Origin of the sequence: Methylorubrum sp. GM97, from assembly GCF_024347855.1 — a bacterium.
GTDB lineage: Bacteria > Pseudomonadota > Alphaproteobacteria > Rhizobiales > Beijerinckiaceae > Methylobacterium > Methylobacterium extorquens.
The window spans coordinates 4,786,409-4,804,889 of the sequence record NZ_AP025942.1; the positions used below are offsets into that span (position 1 = coordinate 4,786,409).

Below are 18,481 nucleotides of genomic sequence, written 5' to 3' on the forward strand. Positions count from 1 at the left end.
TTATAATCTTGATTTAGCGATCGTTTCGACTATACTGCTGGTGTTGACCGGTTGTGCCGTTCGCGCCCGTTGCCTCAGTCAATGAGCACGAGGAGACGTCCAATGTATCGGCGATCACGACGAGCACGACGACCGCGGCCCCGGCCACTCACGCGCCAGGTTCGCAATAACGCGTTCCTCCCTCGCTGCCACACCTGCCAGAAGGCCCCCACTCCGGGGGCCTTCGTCGTTTCTGGAGATCCTCGATGACCCGCCACGTTCCCACCAAGCGCCCCTCGAAGACAGCGAAGCCTCTCGGCTGCGCTCCGACGCCCTCGTTGCAAGGGGAGTCCGCGAGGCATTCCACCCCGTCCGCATCGTTGTCGTGCCCGACCTCCGCTGCGCTGCGAGTAATCGCTGGCAAGGAACCGGAAGCGACATCGTCCACGGTGCACGAACTGAGCGCAGCCGAGATCATGGCCCAGCCGGCAAGCGGGGACGACCGCAAGACCGATGAGGACGGTCTAATCAGCACAACCACCTCCACGTCATTCAGCACCGAGAGGAAGGGCGGCGCTGCCGATGCAAAGGCCAGCGTGTCCGGTATGGTCGGTACGGCAGCGGCCAAGCCCGAGTCCCACTTGCCCCCTGCCGCGGCATCGAACGCGCCCCGTCCCGGTAATCGCACCTTCGTCGGCGAAGCCATGCCGCGTGACCCCACTGAGATTGGCCTCGGCAGCGTCGTGCTTGCCCATGAGGGTGAGGATGAAGGCTGGTGGGAGGCCGAGGTGATCGGCATCAACGGCCGGGTTTTCTCGCTGCGCTGGCGCGACTACCCCACTCAGCCGACCATTCTGCGCAAGGCGACCGAGCTCGCCCTGCTGCCGCCCGGCGAGGCGTAGCCCAGGCCAGGAGAGCCGCGCCCAGGCCGCCTGATGGCCTGGGTCGCTCAGCGGCAATGCCGCCGCGGCTGCCGGAATACCCCTCCCCTCCCTTCCTGAAGGCTACTCATGACCGACATCCTCGATGTGGGGCGCGTCGCTGCGCTCAACGACATCCTGCGTCGCTCGCTCAGCGGCGGGACGCTGGTCCTCACCGCCGGCATTGTCGCGCTCGGCCGCGAGCGCCAGCAGGTCATCCTCGACACCATCGCCGCCTTCGACCGGTTCGATGCCGACAACGATCCGCACGGCGAGCACGACTTCGGCGCGCTCGAGGCGGCCGGCGAGTGGGTGATGTTCAAGATCGACTGCTTCGACCGCTCGGGGCGCTTCGCCTGGCCCGATCCCGCCGACACCAGCGTCACCACCCGCGTGCTCACCGTCATGCTCGCTGGGGAGTATTGAGGTGAGCTGCTGCGATGGGACGCCCCCCGTCGGCGACGCTTCCTCGATGCGGGGTTCGCCGACGCGGCGGCGCTTGCTCGCGCTGCTGAGTCGCCTGCCCATCATCGCCGTACAGTTCGAGGCCACCGATCAGCGTCGCGCCGGCCGAATGGACGTTGTGGCCGACGCCGATCCGATGCCACGGCTATTTGCCGAGTTTCAGGCACTTCTCGACCGGCACGCTGCCGCGATCGTGACCCGCGACGGCATCGAGGCGGCTCTCGTCGACCGGATTGGCTGGCCGCGCGTGGCGCTGCCGGGTGGTTCGGACAGCGAACCGCGCTACGCGGCTGAGCTCGCAGAGATCGCGCGAACTGTGCCACCGGGGCGTCGCCGTGAGCGGCTCGAGCAACGCCTGCGGCGTCAACAGCGGCGGTGGGACGAAGCGGCCGCAACGGTGGGTCTCGCGGAGGCCGATCTGCATGAAGCGACACTCGACGGCGCCGTCCTGGCGGCGGCTCAGGCATTCCTGGTCACGCCCGCCTGGACCATCCACGCGCTCGTCCTCAAGCTCCTCGTGCTGCTCAGCGTGCACGCGCCTGGTCCGGCATCCGACGAGACCAGCCCCTGGCGCGAACTCCGGCTGATCCTGGCCGACCTCAGCCGCCTCACAGCCGCAGAGCGAGCCATCCGGTAAGCGCGCGGCTAGTGCGCCGGCTTGCGGCCAGCCTTCGAGGACGCCGGCCGTTCAGCCTCGCCATCCAGCTCGACGAGCAGGTGCGCCACCGGCACGGACAACGCCCGGGCCATCGCCTCGAGCGTCGAGATCGCCACGTTCTCCGAACCGCGCCCGACCCGTCCGACATAGGCACGGTCGATGCCGGCCGCGAGCGCCAACCGCTCCTGCAACAGGCCTTGCGCGACCCGCAGCCGCCGCAGGTTCCAGTCACGGCGTAGCAGGCGCCCAAGAGCGCCCCGTACCGGCACCACGACGCCGCCGAGCTGTGATGCCTGCCAGCGCGAGCGCGTTCGTGGTGGCCCCGAGATGCCGATGACGCGCCCCCTTCCTTCCCCTCCGGTTGGCATCATCTCGTCGTGCGGCGCTATGACCTTTGAGCGCCACCTGGCCTTTCACCAGTGCCGCATTCGGGCCTACGCGAATGCTCAGAGGTTCGGGTCGTGAGAGCCGCCGTTGATCCATGATGGGCGCCGTCGGCGACTCCTTGGTTGTCGAAGTCGTGCAACCTGTGGGTCTGCCGATGCCATGCGTCGAGAAGATCCCTCCCCCTTTGACGCAACCTCGGTAATCGACGCGCCAATTGTCTGCCTGCGGCTATTACCGAGCCACCTGATGCGCCATCCATGGATGCGCTCGGCCACTTCAACTTTCAGCACACGCTGTACCGAGCGCAGCATGCCATGAGCAAAGAGGTGAATCGGGAATGAAAATTAAAGAAATTCAAACCGAAGATGGTGACTATGAGGTGCGCATCAAAAGTAATCAGCCGATTTTGCTTACCTTTGATGATTTGGTTCAGCTTGCCGGCGAGGAAAATGTCGACGCAATCCCTTATGCGTTGGCCCATCCTCGCTTCCCGCCGCCTATCAATCATCCCTTCGGTAATGACGGGTCGCAAGAGGATAGCGTGTGGATCTATGAGCGCGCTTGGCCCGTCTTCATGGAAGTCGCGGAAATGCTGCGCTGCTACCATCAGCGCAACGCGGATGAGCTGAGCCGAAGGAACTGGCGGCGTCGCCAGCGCGAATCTCTCCGCCTGTCGTCCGCCGAAGCCAGCAACGGGGTGGCCGACTAAATCACAACCAACCGTGTGTCCGGAGCAGGCAACTGCTTCGGGCGCATGTGGCCCAAGTCCGTGCACATGGCAGATCACTTTTGCAAAAAAACGCTACGGTTCAGCCGTTCAGCAATCAATTGCCGCAATTCGGCTTTGTGGTGCTCCTGAATCTTGAGCACAGTCACTTTACGCCCGGCTTTCGACTGGCGGGTTTTCCACGCATAAGCCTTGAATGCCCGTACGGACATTTTCTTCCGATGCTGCGTGGCGACGTCATTTACGAGATCTATCGCCTCCTGACGTGTGATGTCGTATCCGCTCTTCTGCTCATGATCAACGATGATCTGCCCAATGTCTTTCAACACCTTTGGGCTTGCAAAATTCGCGTTTTCCCGCCCCCAATCCTTGAGCCATTTCTCGAAGTCGGTTTGTTTGAAGAGCACGTCGGCGATCACGTCGGGCTGGGGAGGATCACGCAGCACCACCTTGCCGGTGAAAAAGACGAGATAGGCTTGCTTTGTCCAAATCCCTGGCCGGTCGAGCGGCGACTCGTTCCCCGAGCCGTGATGCACCGCCACGGCTTTCAAGCGTCTGGTTGCCAAGGCATGTTGGAGCGGCGCTCGAACGCTTTTGTAGAGTCTGGTACAGGCTCGGCGCTCATCCCGCTTCAAGTCGAGCTTCAGCGGGATGCTGTGCAGAGTGCCTCTCCGGCCAACCAGCGTGAGCGTGTGACGGACCCAGATCCGCTTCCCCTTCTTGTCGCGCAGTTTATTGGAACGTCGAAATGGCATCTGCTCCCAACCCGGAAGTTGGGCCCACACGTCCGGGTGATCCTGACGCCCGAGTGCGTTGACGGCGTCCTCCACCCGCAAATAGCCTGGAAGCGCGGTCGCAGGTCCATCGGAGAGACGTAAATCCATAGGCCCCGCCCTAGCTATCTGACGTCATCACCGCACGAGACCGAATTCACCACGCAGCAACGCCCGGACAATGCGTGAGCGGGCACTGGCCCGAGGGGAGGCGCAGAGTACCACTGCGGGTGAGCAGGTGCCATGATGGAGGCGCTCGTCGCGAATGCTTCAATCACTGTCGGTTGCTCGAACCCATCGGCAACATGCCTCTCGCCGAAGCGGAAGCACGCTACGGCAATCCAGCCGAGGTCCAACGCTTGGCCGCTTGTCTCAAACCCGATGGCCTCCGGGAAACCCGGCGCGGCTCAGTCGGACGTTGATGCGAGAGGGGGCTGAACCGGCTCGCCGCTGTGATTAGGGCGCACGCTGTCGTCAAGCACGGGATGACGACGTGCGGGTGGGAGCCCGTAACGACCGCACGCGACGCGATGATGGACCGGGCCGGCGAGCTCATCGAAGGGCACGCGCAAACTCGACGATGCCATCATGCGCGCCGAAATGCCTGATTTGGTCGAGGCGGCACCACGGCCGGGCGTCGTCCCGATGACCATTTAAAAGGTTCGTCTGCGTACCGCGTGGATCCAAAGCTCGTCTCAGGACAAAGATCCAGAGGGCGGTTCGAGGTCTCGCAGGCAGGGTGAGCCCGGTGAGACGGTGAGATGCGGGCGAAAACCCGACCGTGTCTGTCACGGCGGCTCAGCCGGCCGTGCACCGATTGCAAAAAAGCGCAGCCCGCTCAGCGACATAAATCCGGGCGGGTAATCGGGACGGAGAATACCCAGCGTTTGTATTCACCCTGAAAATGACCCTGTAGATGGAAGGGCTTCGCCATTGAAAGCGAGGCCCTTTGTGACCCACTTCCGCCCTCCCGATCCGCCTGACTGCCTCGTGGCACTCGGGCTCGACAACTTCGAGACTGCCGAGGACGCCGCCCGCCGTCAGCACGCCATGGTTCAGGCCCTGGCCCGAGCCGGCGCCCCGCCGAGCCTGATCCGCGGTCTCAGTCAGTGCACGACCGATGAGTGCGGCCTACGGCGCTGCCGCGACGGCTGCCATCATGGTCAGCGCAAGCAGCGCCTCGCGCTCACCCTGCAGGCCGATACGCTGCTTCGCAGCAAGCCTGGCCCCCTTCTTGCCGTGAGCCTCGTCCACCCGCTGTGGGCGGTGCCCTACAAGGCAGCACCGGGGGCGATCTCGATCCCGGCCGTCAAGCAGCACGTGAAGCGCGGCTTCATGCGCCTCACCGCGCGCATCGGGAAGCGCCCGACGGCGGTGGGCGCTTTCGAGGTTTGCCTGAATCGTGACTCAAAGGGGACGAAGACCTGGGCTGGGCAGGTTCACCTCGTTGTGGCGGGCGCGACCCGGGACGAGCTCCATGCGGCGCTCGGGGTGGGCAAACGCTACCCGCTGCCGCCCTACGCCAAGCCCCTCGTTGTCGAGGACGTCGGCAACACGGTGCGTCAGCAGGCCTACGCGCTGAAGCGGTACGCCGAGCAGCGCATCGCCTACGTCGCGGCGAATGGCCGCCAAGCCCGCCGTCACCTCCCGCTCGACGCCAGCGATCAGCGGACCTTCGACCGCTGGCTGTGCCGCCTCAGTCTCGGCGAGCGCGTGATCCTGGTCGGCTGTAAGCGCCTCAACGGTCAGCTGGCGAGCGTTGCGCCATGAGCTGTGTACTCACGACAGTGCGTCATAAGCCGCCATGATTGACGTTTTTCAGCAGGAAATTACCAGAATCACGGATGATTTACATCGAAAATAACTAAAGCTGCAAAGGAGGGCCCAGTGGGCCGCTATAAGAGCTATCTCAAATCTTCCACGGTCTCAATCGACCGTATCAATCATGTGAGACGGCGAGACGGTGAGACGAACCTGTCTCACCGGGCTCACGTGCCTCACAGCGAAAAGCGCACGGCGACGACCATCAAGGCCTCCCGCGCTGCGCGGCGCGCTGCTGCCCGCCACTCCGGCGCGCCGATCCGCATGATTCGCATCCGCAAGGAGGCCGACCATACCCTGCACTTCCTCGTGACCATCGATCTCGACCGCGGGCGCACGAAGATGCTGACGATTAGCCAGATGAGTTCACTGGGCCAGATCGCCAAGGAAATCGGCGCTGTCTCGGAGCACCTCTCCCGTGACCTCGACGTGGCCAAGGAACAGGTCGCGGCGCTCATCGCCGCCGCTCCCAATGAGACCAGGACGGCGGTCGAGTACGGCGGCTGGAAGGACCGCGAGGCCTACATCGGCCCCGACCTGCGCCGCGGGCGCGGCTGGGACCGCTATGTCTGGAGCGGTACAGTCTCTCCGAGCGCCATCCTCGCGGCGGGCACGTTCTGGGGCTGGCGCCGAGAGGTGGCGGCCCTGTGCGCGGAGTCGAGCTACCTTGCCTTTGCGCAGCTCGTGGCGCTCGCCGGCCCGGTCCTGTACTGGGCCGACCTGCCCGAGGGAGCGGTGTTCCACTTGGCCGGCCAGTCCTCCACCGGCAAGACCACGACCGCGCGGGTTGCCGCCTCCTTCGACGGCCCGCCTGACAGCCACGGCAACTGGCATCAGAGCGATCGTCGTACCGGTGAGAACGCCGCCATCCGCTGCGACCGCGCGTACATTCTCAACGCGGCCGAGAAGGCCAAGCGGGAGGATTTGCGTGCGGTCCTCTCGAGCATTACGCACGGCCTCGTCGAGGGCGGCAGCAAGCGGTACGCGGCTGCGGTTAAGGCGACCCTGCCGGACCTGCGCATTCGTTCGCCCATCCTCAGCAACGGCAACCGGTCCGGGGCGGAGATGGCTCGAACCGCGCGCTTGCCGTGGGATGAGCAGGAGGCGGCCCGCTTCATCACCATCCCGGTGCCGCCGCGCGAAGAGGGCGGCATCGTCGACCGGCCGAAGGGCTCGGAGCCGGGCTACGCCGCCGACCTCATTGCGCGGCTGGAGGACGGCATGAAGCATCATCACGGCCGCGCCCTGGGACGTTGGCTCGATCACGTCTGGGCACACCGCGGGCGCGTCAACGGGCTGATCGAGGAGTTCGTCGAGACGGTGCAGCCGGCCGACGCCTACCATGGCCGCATCGCGCGCAAGTTCGGGCTGATCTACGCCACCGGTACTATCGCGGTGGGGACCGGCTTCCTGCCCTGGAAGGCGGGCCTGCCCCTGAGCGTGGTGCGCCGCCTCTACCGTCGGGCGTTGGCGGCTCTGCAGGAAGGCTGCCCGGTCGAGGCGCTGGTCGCCTTGCGCGAGGCGCTCCTTGACCCCGCGGTGTTCCCGGACATCGGCGCAGCCAAGGAGCTCGTCCTCGACGACGACCGCGTGGCCGGCTTCCGCTTCAGCCGCGCGGAGGGCGAGTTCGTGGCGATCCGTCAGGAGAAGCTGAGCGCGGTGTTGGGCAAGACGACGGCGCCGGCGGTGCTGATCGCTGCGCTTGAGGAGGCGGGCGTGATCGAGGGTGGGCACGGGGCACGCCGGGGTAAGCAACTCCACGTCCGCCTCATCAGCCGCGCCAACGGCTGCATCGTGACAAAGCCGCGCTGCCTGGTGATGAAAGCGGACGCGCTTGCCGCCTTCGTCGAGGCGGCGGGCCGGGGTCGTCGCAGCGACGAGGACGCCATCGTGTTGGCCTGACGATCAGGAGCTATGACCGTATCCCCCACGGGCTTCGCGTCCGTGGGGGATACCAGCACCACGCCTTCTTGCTCCCAGTCTGAACGGCGCTCTGCACGCCAAGAAGCTAGGGGACGCCGACCTGCACCCGCTTGACCTCAGTGGCCCCGGGCGCGAACAAACACTGAACATACGAGCGTGAGGCGCCTGAGGGCGTGCGCGCCGGTTCATTTCCGGATCGACGCCGATGCGCAAGATCATCCACATCGACATGGACGCGTTCTATGCGTCCGTCGAGCAGCGCGACGACCCGAGCCTCCGCCATCGCCCGCTGGCAGTCGGCGGGTCACGCGAGCGCGGCGTCGTGATGGCGGCAAGCTACGAGGCGAGGGCCTTCGGCGTGCGCTCGGCCATGCCGTCGGCCACCGCGCGCCGGCTCTGCCCCGATCTCGTGTTCGTGCGCCCGCGATTCGAGGCCTATAAGGCCGTCTCATCGGAGATCCGCGCCGTGTTCGAAGAGCATACGCCCATCATCGAGCCGGTTGCGCTCGATGAGGCCTACCTCGATGTCACGGAGAACCTGAAGTGCCTGCCGACCGCGACCGACGTCGCGCGGGACATTCGCGCCACGATCCTTGCCCGAACCGGGCTCACGGCTTCAGCAGGCGTGTCCTACAACAAATTTTTGGCCAAAGTCGCCTCGGACCATCGCAAGCCCGACGCGCTGTTCGTCATCACGCCGGCCATGGGCCCCGGCTTCGTGGAAGCCTTGCCCATCGGCCAGTTTCGCGGCGTCGGGCCAGCGACCGAGGCGAAGATGCAGCGGCTGGGCATCCGTACGGGCGCCGATCTGAAAGCACGCTCACTCGACGAACTGCGGGCGGCCTTCGGCAGAGCAGGCGATTACTACTACCGAGTGGCTCGGGGAGTCGACGAGCGGCCGGTGCGAGCGCACCGCGAGCGCAAGTCCATCGGTGCGGAGACGACATTCTCCGACGACACAAGCGAGCACGCGGTGCTGGCCGAGCGCCTGCAGCCGCTCCTCGATAAGGTCTGGGCGGTGGCGACAGCGAAGGCGGTGGTGGCACGCACCGTGACGCTGAAGTTGAAGTTCTCGGACTTCGCTCAGATCACGCGGGCGCGCTCCCTCACGCAACCGCTCGCGGATCGTGCGATGCTGGAGCAGGTCAGTCTCGGGTTGTTGCGCGACGCGTTCCCCCTGCGCCGGAGCGTGCGGCTGATCGGGACGGCGCTCTCTTCGTTGCAAGCGCAGTCTGGCGAAAGTGGACCGCAGCAACTTGATTTCGCCATGTGATGAGGCGGCCAGCCATTGTCGCCAACCCTGAGGCACCCCTTCGTCCACCGCGAGCCACCTCCTGCATCGATCCGTCTGACAAGGGGGCCTCGCCGCAGCCCTTCCCCAGATAATGGGTGCGAGGTGCGACTCAGACCGGTCTGCTGGCCTGACGCGATGGCCGTCGTTCGAGAGCGAGTCGCTTCTTCGAACCCTGAAGGCAGAGCCAGACCTAGTTTCCGTCAGTTCGTGCGAGGCCGAACTTTGGCTCGGAGCGTGATACGCGTCAGCTCGGACGGAGGACCTAGTCGGAGGGCAAAGCCTGGCCACAGCGCCGTGCCGTTGTTGACGTAGAGCGTCATCCCACCGAACGCGGTCGCGCCCGAGACGAAGCCGCCGTTCCCCCGCAACCGCGCCCAGGCCGTCGGAGCGGCGTGGGTCGCTCAGCGGCAGCGCCGCCGCGGCCTCCGAAACCCCCTCCCCTTTCTTCCCAAAGGCTTGCCCAGACCGACATCATCGATGTGGCGCGCGTCGCTGCGCTCAAGATGATGAAGGGAATCATACCGACCACTGCGCTGAACGACCCAGCGCGGCCGGGGTACTTCGTGCCATTGAAGGACATCGCAGCGATACGGCGGATGGAGTCACAGGGTACGGTTCGCACGCAACGGTCCGGGGTATCCCGGACGCTACACCAACTCAGCCAGAGGCGGCGGCGAGCCGTGACGGGGCTGCCGGAGAACGCGTTGCGCGCGGGCGCGACGAACTTCCACGAGCTGTTCGACGACCGCTACTATGAATGGTCGCAGCAGGACGAGAACCGGCGTCGGACCGAGGAGCTGCTGAAGACACTGGTGATCTGAGAGTGGGTTCAGGCCCGGATGAAGAAACGGAGCGACCGACCCCGGAAACGGAAGGGCCGGCCGCTTTTGTGAGTTGAGGCAACGAATTACAGGGAGCGTCGTGAACCGACAACTGTCCGCAGCGATTCTTGGCGTGAACCTGCAATTGTACGGGAGGTTATGTCCCTTACAGTCTGTACCCAAACGATTCTGAATGCGGAGCGAAGTGCCTTCAATACATCGATCCGCATACTGAATCGCTAACCGAAATGTTACTTCAAAGCCTCCACGTTCATCCAATGATCCCGGCGCCGAAGCTGGCGTCGCTCTGTGGTAAGCGGCCCTCATAGAAACCGTACTGCAGGTAGTGGAGCATCGGATTGAGGCCAGCGGCCTGAACGTCCTGGTTGGTCGCCAGATACGCCGTCGTGTCGAACTCAACCGACGGATCGCGGCCCTCACGGGCGCCGTACTGGATGTAGTGCGTCAGCGGATTGATGCCGGCCGCCTGAACGTCGGCGTAGGCGTCGAGATAGCTGTCGGTGTCGAACACCGCGTTCGGATCACGGCCCTCGGCAATCCCGTACCTGCTGTAGTGGTTGAGCGCGAAAGCGAAGCTGTCGCCGCCGGCCGCGATCGCCGCCTCAGCCACGTCCAGATTGCCGAGCAGGTAGAATTCCGCGTCGAAGCCCTGCGCGGCGCTGAGATCCGCCACACGGCCGACCGCTTCGTCGGCGCTGCGGCCTTCGCCTTGACCGTACTCCAAGTAGTGACGCAGCGGGTTGAGGCCGGCCGCTTTCACATCCGGATTGGCGGCATAGTAGGCTTCGTTGTCGAAGTTCACGCCGGGATCGCGGCCCTCGCGGAAGCCGTACTGATCGTAGTGGGACAGGGGGTTGAGGCCGGCGGCCTGCACGTCCGAATTTGCCGCGAGATAGCCCTTCGTCGAGAAGAAGGCGTTGGGATCGCGCCCTTCGCGGAAGCCGTACTCGGCATAATGCGTATCAGCATCAATGCCCGCCGCAGCCACGTCGCCGTAGCGGCTGAAGTAAAACAGGTCGTCCACCAGCGGTGAGCCATCGGCGTTGTCGATGGTGCGGTCGCTGAATTGATACACTTCGATGCCGCGGAAGGTGTCGCTCCCGTCGGGCCCGGTGATCACCGTGGCGCCGTCGGCCGCAACGCTGACGAGGGCCGCACCGAAGGCGAAGTTGAGGATCGCCCGATCCGTTCCGCCGCCACCGTTGAAGCTGTCATTTCTGGCGGTGCCCGTGAATGTGTTGTTCTCCGCGCCGCCGACGAAGATCGCGCCGACCGGGCTCGGTTGGCCGGTTCCGGGCCCGTCCGTCCCCGGTGGGTTCATCGGGGGCTGACCGGTGACGGGGTCGTGCGGGCCGTCTTCCGGCCCATAATCGTCCTCGTCGTCATGATCGCCGTGATGATCGTCTTCGTAATCCGCTTCGATGAATTCGTCGTCATCGTCGTGCTTCCGGCCGGATCCGAAATGCGGCAGGCCGCCCGGACTGGTGAAGGAGACGCTGTCATCCCCCCTGGTCATCGTGGTGACGCCGCTCGTCGCATCGGTCCTGATCTCGTATTCGGCCGAGGTCGCGCCGTCCGGCAGTTCAATCATGTCCTGAGGGCGCAGGTTGCCGACGAGCGTGTCGTTGCCGCCGTTCGACCGGAAGACGACGCGGTGGGCCGACGAGAGCGCGGTGATATCGACCGTGTCGTCGCCCTCGGAGCCTTCCAGCGTGATCGTACTGGTTAGCAGGCTCGTGCCGGTGAAATCACCGACCGGCACGAAGAGGTCGCCGCCGCCCCGACCGTTGATCACGATTTCCTCGATGTTGTCGAGTTCGGCGACGACTGAGGCGCTGCCGGTGCCGTTGCGGGTGATGACGATTTCGGTGTTGCCGTTGAGATCGGCGATCCCGACCTCCAGCGCGGCGGCCCGCGTGTAGATCCGGAACGCCTCGGCCGTGGTGTCGCCGATGACCTTCATCGTGTCGACGCTGCCTACGATGTTCGTGGCGGTCGTGTCGCCATTGACCAAGTCGCGGCCGTCGCCCGCCGTCCAGTAGATGGTGTCGCCGCCAGCATCACCCCTGATGGTATCGTTGCCCTGGCCACCGACGAGATGGTCGCTGGCCGCGCCGCCGTTGAGCGTGTCGGCCCCGGCAAAGCCGAACACCGCCTGCGATCCGGCCGCGCCGTTGGCCCCGTTCAGGCCGGTATTGTTGCCGGTGGTGCCCGCCACCACCGTGTAGTTGGCGCCGGCAAAGCGCAGCGTCTCGATCGTGCTGAGGGTATCCGTCCCCTCGGCTCCGGTCAGGTCCGTCACGACCAGATTGGTGCCGCTGGAGCCGAGGGCGAAATTGGCCACGGGACCGGCGAAGACCGCCACGTCGGTGCCCGTGCCGCCGTCCAGGCGATCGTCACCAGCGCCACCGTTCAAGGTGTCGTTACCCCCGGCCCCATTGAGGATGTCGTTGCCGGCATTGCCGTTCAGCGTGTCGTTGGCGCCCAGGCCGAAGAACCCGCTCGTCCCGTCGGCGATGTCGTCGCCTGCCGTCCCGTTGAAGGTGTTGGCCACGACCGGGATGGCATCCCAGTTTTCGCCGACGATGCCGGTCGGCGCGGAGAAGAGTACCTCCTGATGCCCGGCCCCGTCCGTGAAGCTGACACGGACCCTGAGGATCTCGCCGACTTGGCTGCCGACACCGAGGACGCCGTCGTTGGGCGTGAAGGAATTCCCGTTCGCGCTGACCTGAAGGTCGCGCCACGTGCTGCCGCCGTTGGCCGAAGCCTGCCACTGGTAGTTGAACATGCCCAGCCCGTTCACGTCCTGGATCGCGCTCGTATCGACTGTGAGCGTGAGCCCTTCCGTCGGCGAAGCCCGGCCATTGGTCGGCGTCGGATCGACGATGACGGGTGCTCCCGTGGCCGGGAACGGCAGCTGGTTGAGGAAGTACTCGACCGTGCCGCCGTTGCCGTCGGAGAAGCGCAGCTTCTCGATGTTGGACAGCCGGTCGATGCCGTCGGAGTTGGCGTCGGGCTCGGCTTCGCCCTCCGGTGTCTCGCCGGCCGGGTCGTCCTCCGGCGTCGGATCGACAGTCGCGGCCACCCGGTGCGCGACGGTGATGCTGCCGTCCGCGTTCTGGGTGAAGTCGTAGTTCGCCAGCACGTCGCGATAGACGGCGATATCGACGGCACTGTTCGACGCGTCGCCGTCCACGATTTCGCGAACGATGGCGAGCTGCCCGGGATTGATCGTGCGATCGAACATCAGATCGGTAAGCGGCCGGCCACCGAACTGGGGCACCGCATTCGGCGCCGGAGCGCCGTTCACGTACTCGGCTTCGAGATAGACCTGACCGGCCATCTCATCGACCGTGTAGGCGATCCCCTCCTCGACGAAGCGGATGCGCACGTTGAGCCAGCGGTCGCCGTCGATGATATCGTTGCCGGCCAGGCCCGTGATGACGTCACTGCCGCCGCCGCCCAGGAGGATGTCCGAGGCATCGGCCGTGGAGAAGACGACACGCTCCTGAACACCGTTCTCGTCCAGGATTGGCACCGTCTGGCCGTTGACGACCCGCGTCACCGGGACGCCGGCGCCGAGATGGGCGACCAGCGGGGCGAGACCGCTGATGAGGGCGACGTTCTTGGCCAGAAGGTCGTTGGAGTAGGAGTCGAGCGGCGCGTTCGGGCCGGGGATGGCCGCCGTGCCCTCAAGCTCGGCACGGGTGTTCACGGCAGTGATGCGCCCGGTGAGGACGTCGTCCTGCTTCCAGCCCGAGAGGCCCTCGACCAGATCGAAGCGGTCGCGCAGGATGAAGGCTTCCTGCGTCGCGAAGATCGGAATGCCGAGATTCGAGTTGGCGGCCTGGCTGTCGCCTTTGTGGACGGCCCAGTCAAAGCCGGCCATGCCGTTGCTGCGCTGAATGCCCTCGCTGTTCTGGAACATGATGTCGTCGCCCGACTCACCGTCGTAGTCGGTGTCGCCGCTGCCACCGTTCAGGACATCGTGGCCGATGATCGTCGAGTTGAAGAACAGCTCGGAATTCTCTCCCGACAGGCTGTCGAAGCGTTGGCCGCCCTCGAGCCAGTCGTCGCCCTCGTTGCCCAGAAGCACGTCGCCGCCGCTTCCGCCGAGGACGAAGTCGTCGCCGGTCCCGGCGAAGGCTTCCTTGCCGTCGGGGCCCGTCACGATGAAATCGTTGCCCTGGTTGCCGAAGAGCAGCGACAGGCCCGAGCCGCCGTGGATGACGTCGTTGCCTTCGTTGCCGTGCAGGAAGTCCGCCTCGCCGATATCCGTGCCGGCATTGGTGATGATGTCGTCGCCTGCCCCGCCGAAGACTTTGTCGACGCCGTAGCCGGCCTCGATCCGGTCATCGCCCGCCTTGCCCCAGATCGCATCGTCGCCGCCGCCGGACACGATGATGTCGTTGCCCTCCGTGCCGCCGATCGTGAAATGCTCGTTGCTGTTCACGCGAATCGACTCGGCAATCCCGTCGCCGTTGGCATCGACGCGCTCGATCAGCTTGGAGAAGCCGCCCAGGAACGGATCGTCCGAAACCGGATCGGCGCCCAGTTGCTTGCTGATGTCCAGTTCCAGAGTCGGCATCTGGAAGGCCGAGAACAGGTTGCCGGGCAGCGCCGTCGAGTGCGCGTCGCCGAGATCGGTGTTGCGCATCACGAGTTCGGCGAACGTGTTGTTCTCGAGTTCGTTGAGCAGGTTCAGCCCTTGCGTGCGCGACAGGTAGTAGAACCGGTCAGCATCCTGCAGGTTCTCCATCGTCATCTGGAAGACGAAGCTGAACGTCGAGCCCAGCATGCCGCCGAACGCCATCTTCTTCTCGGCAAGCCCCCCCATCCAGAAATCGACCGTGTTCAGGCCGCCGAGGCTGCCGTCGCCGGCATAGGCACCGGTATGATTGAGGAAATCGAGCCGGTCGGCGTCGAAGGCGGCTTTGGCATCGCCCGTCAGGGCAGAATCGCCGAGCACGAGCTTGGTTGCGGCTGCGCGCAAGTCGGCGACCGTGCGCGGAGCATCGGCCGTGTTCAGCACCGAGGCGTGGTTCCCGTAGGCCGCGATGAAGTTGATGATCGAGGCCGGATTTTTGAGGTTGAGCGCGAAATCGGCCCAGCTCTCATAGGGCTTGAGCAGCGTATCGCCGGTCTCCTCGAAGAACCGCTCGCGGGCCACGTTCAGCGTCGGGGTGCCAACATCGCGACCGCGCGCGAGATTGATGGTGGCCAGATCCAGCGGGATTCCGAGGAGCTGATTGCGCAGGACGTCGGTGACGAACTCGTCGATCTCGCTGCCGGTCTGGCGGCTCATGCCCCGGATGATGGCCCCCGAGGCGGCTTCGGCATCGCCGAGCGAGTCGTACATGATCGGGTTGAGGAAGCCGTCGAACAGGCTGATGTCGTTCTGAACCGGCTTGCCGTCCGCATCCATTCCGATGACGGCAATGTCCTGCCGCAGCATCGAGTGACCGAAGCGGTAGACGACGTGCGCAAACTCCGCCGCGATGCTCGGATTGATGTCGGCCGAGGGCTCGAACACGAAGGCGTCGATGTCGGGCTGCATCATGCGGCCGAACTCTTCGAACACGAGATGTTGGTACTCCATCTCGTTGGTGAAGCGCCCGGCCTGGAACAGGCGCTCACCGTCCCACACCAACGCCGCCCGTTCGGCCTCGGTGGTCGGCATGGCCTCGACATCGACCAGCAGCCACTGGTTGAGGAAGGCGAGATCGCCTGAATCGAGCGCGATCTGCTTCGTCATTTCGACGACGCGATTGTGCTCGGAATGGAACACTTGGTGGACGGCGGTCAGCGCGATGTTCTCGTTGGCGCGGCCATCGCCGGCGACGAAATGCCGGTCTAGCAGTTCGTTGTCGTAGGCGGTGGCGCCCCGCGGGCCCTGAGGACCAGGCGTTCCGTCGGCATTGGCATAGCCGAGCGCCGCATCGCCGTCCGCCTGAAGCACGCCGCCGGCAATGACAGGCACGGCCGCATGGGCGATGTCGTCGAGGAAGGCGTGTCCGGTCAGGACCACGCCCTGTGCGCTGACCGGTGCGGCGGGATTGCCCTCGCGCAGCACGTCGTCGGCCGTGCCGAGCAGACTGTCGGGGCCCATGCCCACGACGAGTTGCGGATAGCCGTTAGGGCCAGGGATGAAGTTGCCGTAGGGATCTGCCGCGACCAGCGGGATATTGCCGACGTTGAGGTCGGTCAACTCGATGCCGAGGACGGTCTTCGCCTGCGCCTTGATGTCGGCCCATGTGGCGAGGCCACCGTTGCTGCCCTCCAGCAGGTGTCCGGAGGCGATTGGTTTGCCGTCGGGTCCGGGAATATACTCCCGCATGAAGACCTGCTTCGATGCGGTCGAGGCATAGGTCTGGTTCTGATCGACCCAGGGCGTAGTCAGGTTCTTGGGGCCGGCACCGTCGTCGGCTGTTCCGAGAATCCCGTCCGCGCCGGCCTCGACGGTGACGCGGGTCAGCGGAATGTAGTTCTGCCCGCCGGGCACGTAGAGCCGGTCGTCGGGGGACAGCGGCACGTAGACGGTGCCGTTTCCACCCTTGGCGACAAGGTCGAGGCCGTGATCGAAGAACTGGCCGAAGATCGTCATCCAGCCGTTGAACGGTGACGACAATCCTTCGTCGGGCGAGACATTCGGCAGAAAGACGGTGTTCCCGTCCATCTCCACGCCGTACTGAGCCAACTTGGCGTCGAGAGCTGCTGTGGCAGCCGGATCATTCGGGGTTATCTTCGCTGCATTGTGCGCGCCGACGATCTCGCTCAGCGCCGTCATCAGCGGCTGACCTGTCAGACCGGCATGGGTCAGCGCCGCCGCGATCGCGGCCGGATTGTCCAGGGTCTGATCCACGATCAGGTTCGAGATGATCCGCGGATCAGCGTCGATGACCGTGCCGCTACCGGGACCGGGCTGAGATCCGGACCGGACGCCGGCATTGGCGTAGTCGTTGTTGGAGTACCACGTCTCGACGTTGGGCAGCGGATTGAAGTCGTAGCGGTCGCCATCCGCGTCGTTGATGTAGGTGGGGGTGAAGAGGCCGGGAAAGCTCTGATCCGAGGCGCCCCAATTCTCGCGTCCCGGAAGCAGATTGTTGTAGCTTCCATCGACGGTGCGGAGGCCATAGGGGAGCAGATGCGCCTGGGTCAGCCCATCATTACCGTTATATCCTGCAACCAGTTCGGCCAGAACGCCACCTTGAGCGTGCGCTTCCGCGATTTCAATCTGTCTGAGAATGAACTCGAGATCGTGCTTGACGAGCGCAACCATTATAGCCCCCATGATAACGAGCGTCCGCATCGCGGAAAGCGAACGCCGATTGTCAAAAGACCAAAGACGCCGCTTCATCAAAGCTTGAGCGCCAGATCCTATAGTCAGAGCGACTATGGCTATCGAGTAATTTCTGCATAAATTTCAGTCAATATTGGCGAGGAAATATCCAGGGAACTAGTACTGAAGGCCATAATTCCTACGAACTTGGGTGACTGCGTCGACTATTGCGCGTCGGTGCTCTACTCCGAAAGGCGCAGTTCAGGACATTAATCCGCCTTGCATGCTTGCTGCTTTCGCGGCAGCGCCTGATAGCAGCGAACCGGAGTCACAGATGGTCTTGAGGTCGGGTGCGAGGCGGTCGATCAGCCACATCAGTTCCACGTTGGGGCCGGCCTCACGATCCAAGCCGCGGCTTGAGATGGTTTGGTTGAGGTAGCCGTAGATGTAGAGCTTCAGCAGCGTCGTGGGATGATAATCGCGCTGTCAGGTTGACCTGACCGGTATTTTGGACCGAGCCGAGTGAGCGACTGTCTTGCTGGTCAAGCGGGTTGCCATGGCGTTCCGTCTCTCAGGAAGGCGTTGAGGATGGTGATCAGCTTCCGAGCGGTGGCAATCAGGGCGACGAGCTTGGGCTTACCGGCTGCGATGAACCGATCACGGAAGGTTTTCAGCGCGGCGTTGTGACGGCGGGCCACCATGGCCCCCATGAACAGCGCCGTGCGAACAGGTGCGCGGCCGCCTGCGATGAAGCTCCTCCCTCGCCACTGACCAGATTGTCGCGTTCAAGGGGCCAAGCCGACCAGCGCGGCGACTTGCTTTCCGTTGAGGCTTCCAAGCTCGGGCAGCTCCGCGATCAGGGCTCGTGCGATCGTCGGTCCAACACCGGGAACGGAGGTCAGGAGGGTCTCCTTCCTGCGCCATTCAAGCGACCAGTCTACCTCTGCAGCGATCGAGCGGTCGATCATACTCTGCTCCTGTTCCAACGCCTCTATGACGCGCCGGACGCTGTCTCGAATGCACGATGTGACCTGACCGGCTGGCTTTGGGCCGGGCTGATTGAGAGGATCAGCCTGGATCAGAGGAGTTGGGAATGAAGCGAGGACAGAGGCCGAGCGCGGAGCAGGTCGTGCTGATGCTGCGCCAAATCGAGGTACAGACGGCGCAAGGCAAGAGTATCGCCGTCGCGTGCAAGGAGGCGGATGTCTCCGAGCAAAGCTTCGTGACGAGTGCCTACGCCAGGAGATCTTCTACTCGCTGAGAGAAGCACAGGTCGTGATTGGCCGATGGCAGAACACATACAACCGTGTCCGGCCGCATTCGTCGCTGGGCTACCGGCCGCCCGCGCCTGTCAGCTTCCCGGATCTGGCCTTCCGGCTACCCATGGCAACTATCGTGCAGTAGCCTCCCATC

At 64.7% G+C, this 18,481-nt stretch carries 12 protein-coding genes and 4 pseudogenes; 10 read left to right on the forward strand and 6 right to left on the reverse strand.

The features are described 5' to 3' along the window. Positions 1-428: 428 nt before the first annotated feature. The 3 genes from MSPGM_RS22290 to MSPGM_RS22300 all read left to right on the forward strand — a co-directional run bounded on the left by MSPGM_RS22290 (position 429) and on the right by MSPGM_RS22300 (position 2,001). Positions 429-881, forward strand: a complete 453-nt coding sequence (locus MSPGM_RS22290; protein WP_261925963.1) for a hypothetical protein — start codon at positions 429-431, stop codon at positions 879-881. Positions 882-989: 108 nt separating this feature from the next. After that, a complete protein-coding gene (locus tag MSPGM_RS22295; protein ID WP_261925964.1) occupies positions 990-1,325 on the forward strand; it encodes a DUF3768 domain-containing protein in 336 nt (111 codons plus the stop codon). A 73-nt stretch (positions 1,326-1,398) separates the two neighbouring features. Continuing rightward, positions 1,399-2,001: a hypothetical protein gene (locus tag MSPGM_RS22300; RefSeq protein ID WP_261925965.1), complete on the forward strand. Its 603-nt coding sequence runs from the start codon at positions 1,399-1,401 to the stop codon at positions 1,999-2,001. Positions 2,002-2,009: 8 nt separating this feature from the next. Here the strand turns inward: MSPGM_RS22300 and MSPGM_RS22305 are convergent, their stop codons facing one another. After that, entirely contained in the window at positions 2,010-2,264 is a 255-nt protein-coding gene (locus MSPGM_RS22305; protein ID WP_261926415.1) for a helix-turn-helix domain-containing protein, read from the reverse strand. A 482-nt stretch (positions 2,265-2,746) separates the two neighbouring features. Here MSPGM_RS22305 and MSPGM_RS22310 point away from each other — a divergent pair, with 482 nt between their 5' ends. After that, a complete protein-coding gene (locus MSPGM_RS22310) occupies positions 2,747-3,118 on the forward strand; it encodes a hypothetical protein (protein ID WP_261925966.1) in 372 nt (123 codons plus the stop codon). 74 nt (positions 3,119-3,192) lie between these two features. Here MSPGM_RS22310 and MSPGM_RS22315 read toward each other — a convergent pair whose 3' ends face one another. Then, on the reverse strand, positions 3,193-4,020 hold the full coding sequence (locus MSPGM_RS22315; RefSeq protein WP_261925967.1) for a hypothetical protein: 828 nt from the start codon (positions 4,018-4,020) through the stop codon (positions 3,193-3,195). Between the two features lie 840 nt (positions 4,021-4,860). Between MSPGM_RS22315 and MSPGM_RS22320 the strand changes: the two genes are divergently transcribed. From MSPGM_RS22320 to dinB, 3 genes are all read left to right on the forward strand, one after another. Beyond that, on the forward strand, positions 4,861-5,679 hold the full coding sequence (locus MSPGM_RS22320; protein ID WP_261925968.1) for a hypothetical protein: 819 nt from the start codon (positions 4,861-4,863) through the stop codon (positions 5,677-5,679). A 222-nt stretch (positions 5,680-5,901) separates the two neighbouring features. Continuing rightward, positions 5,902-7,632 (forward strand): DUF927 domain-containing protein, encoded by a 1,731-nt coding sequence (locus tag MSPGM_RS22325; RefSeq protein ID WP_261925969.1) that lies wholly within the window; start codon positions 5,902-5,904, stop codon positions 7,630-7,632. A 226-nt stretch (positions 7,633-7,858) separates the two neighbouring features. Next, positions 7,859-8,926 (forward strand): DNA polymerase IV, encoded by a 1,068-nt coding sequence (dinB, locus tag MSPGM_RS22330; protein WP_261925970.1) that lies wholly within the window; start codon positions 7,859-7,861, stop codon positions 8,924-8,926. Positions 8,927-9,147: 221 nt separating this feature from the next. On the opposite strand, the pseudogene MSPGM_RS22335 reads toward dinB, so the two are convergent. Then, positions 9,148-9,312, reverse strand: a pseudogene (locus tag MSPGM_RS22335) (metallophosphoesterase); the annotation flags it as partial. A gap of 315 nt (positions 9,313-9,627) precedes the next feature. Here MSPGM_RS22335 and MSPGM_RS22340 point away from each other — a divergent pair. Continuing rightward, entirely contained in the window at positions 9,628-9,768 is a 141-nt protein-coding gene (locus tag MSPGM_RS22340; RefSeq protein ID WP_261925971.1) for a hypothetical protein, read from the forward strand. Positions 9,769-10,039: 271 nt separating this feature from the next. Here the strand turns inward: MSPGM_RS22340 and MSPGM_RS22345 are convergent, their stop codons facing one another. From MSPGM_RS22345 to MSPGM_RS22355, 3 genes and pseudogenes are all read right to left on the reverse strand, one after another. Beyond that, complete coding sequence (locus MSPGM_RS22345) at positions 10,040-17,068, reverse strand: peroxidase family protein (RefSeq protein ID WP_261926416.1); 7,029 nt, start codon at positions 17,066-17,068, stop codon at positions 10,040-10,042. Between the two features lie 327 nt (positions 17,069-17,395). After that, positions 17,396-17,545 (reverse strand): annotated as a pseudogene (locus tag MSPGM_RS22350) (transposase); the annotation flags it as partial. A gap of 65 nt (positions 17,546-17,610) precedes the next feature. Then, positions 17,611-18,234 (reverse strand): annotated as a pseudogene (locus MSPGM_RS22355) (transposase); the annotation flags it as partial. On the opposite strand from MSPGM_RS22355, the gene MSPGM_RS22360 reads away from it, so the two are divergent. Beyond that, positions 18,198-18,329, forward strand: coding sequence for a hypothetical protein (locus MSPGM_RS22360; protein WP_261926428.1), 132 nt, complete (start codon positions 18,198-18,200; stop codon positions 18,327-18,329). The pseudogene MSPGM_RS22355 and the gene MSPGM_RS22360 overlap by 37 nt on opposite strands. Further along, positions 18,281-18,472 (forward strand): annotated as a pseudogene (locus tag MSPGM_RS22365) (integrase core domain-containing protein); the annotation flags it as partial. The gene MSPGM_RS22360 and the pseudogene MSPGM_RS22365, both read left to right, overlap by 49 nt. Positions 18,473-18,481: the final 9 nt, after the last annotated feature.

Excerpts from the sequence above, each read along its gene's own strand:
- MSPGM_RS22295 (WP_261925964.1), top strand. The coding sequence starts at position 990 with ATGACCGACATCCTCGATGTGGGGCGCGTCGCTGCGCTCAACGACATC.
- MSPGM_RS22310 (WP_261925966.1), top strand. The coding sequence starts at position 2,747 with ATGAAAATTAAAGAAATTCAAACCGAAGATGGTGACTATGAGGTGCGC.
- MSPGM_RS22315 (WP_261925967.1), bottom strand. The coding sequence starts at position 4,020 with ATGGATTTACGTCTCTCCGATGGACCTGCGACCGCGCTTCCAGGCTAT.
- dinB (WP_261925970.1), top strand. The coding sequence starts at position 7,859 with ATGCGCAAGATCATCCACATCGACATGGACGCGTTCTATGCGTCCGTC.
- MSPGM_RS22345 (WP_261926416.1), bottom strand. The coding sequence starts at position 17,068 with ATGGTTGCGCTCGTCAAGCACGATCTCGAGTTCATTCTCAGACAGATT.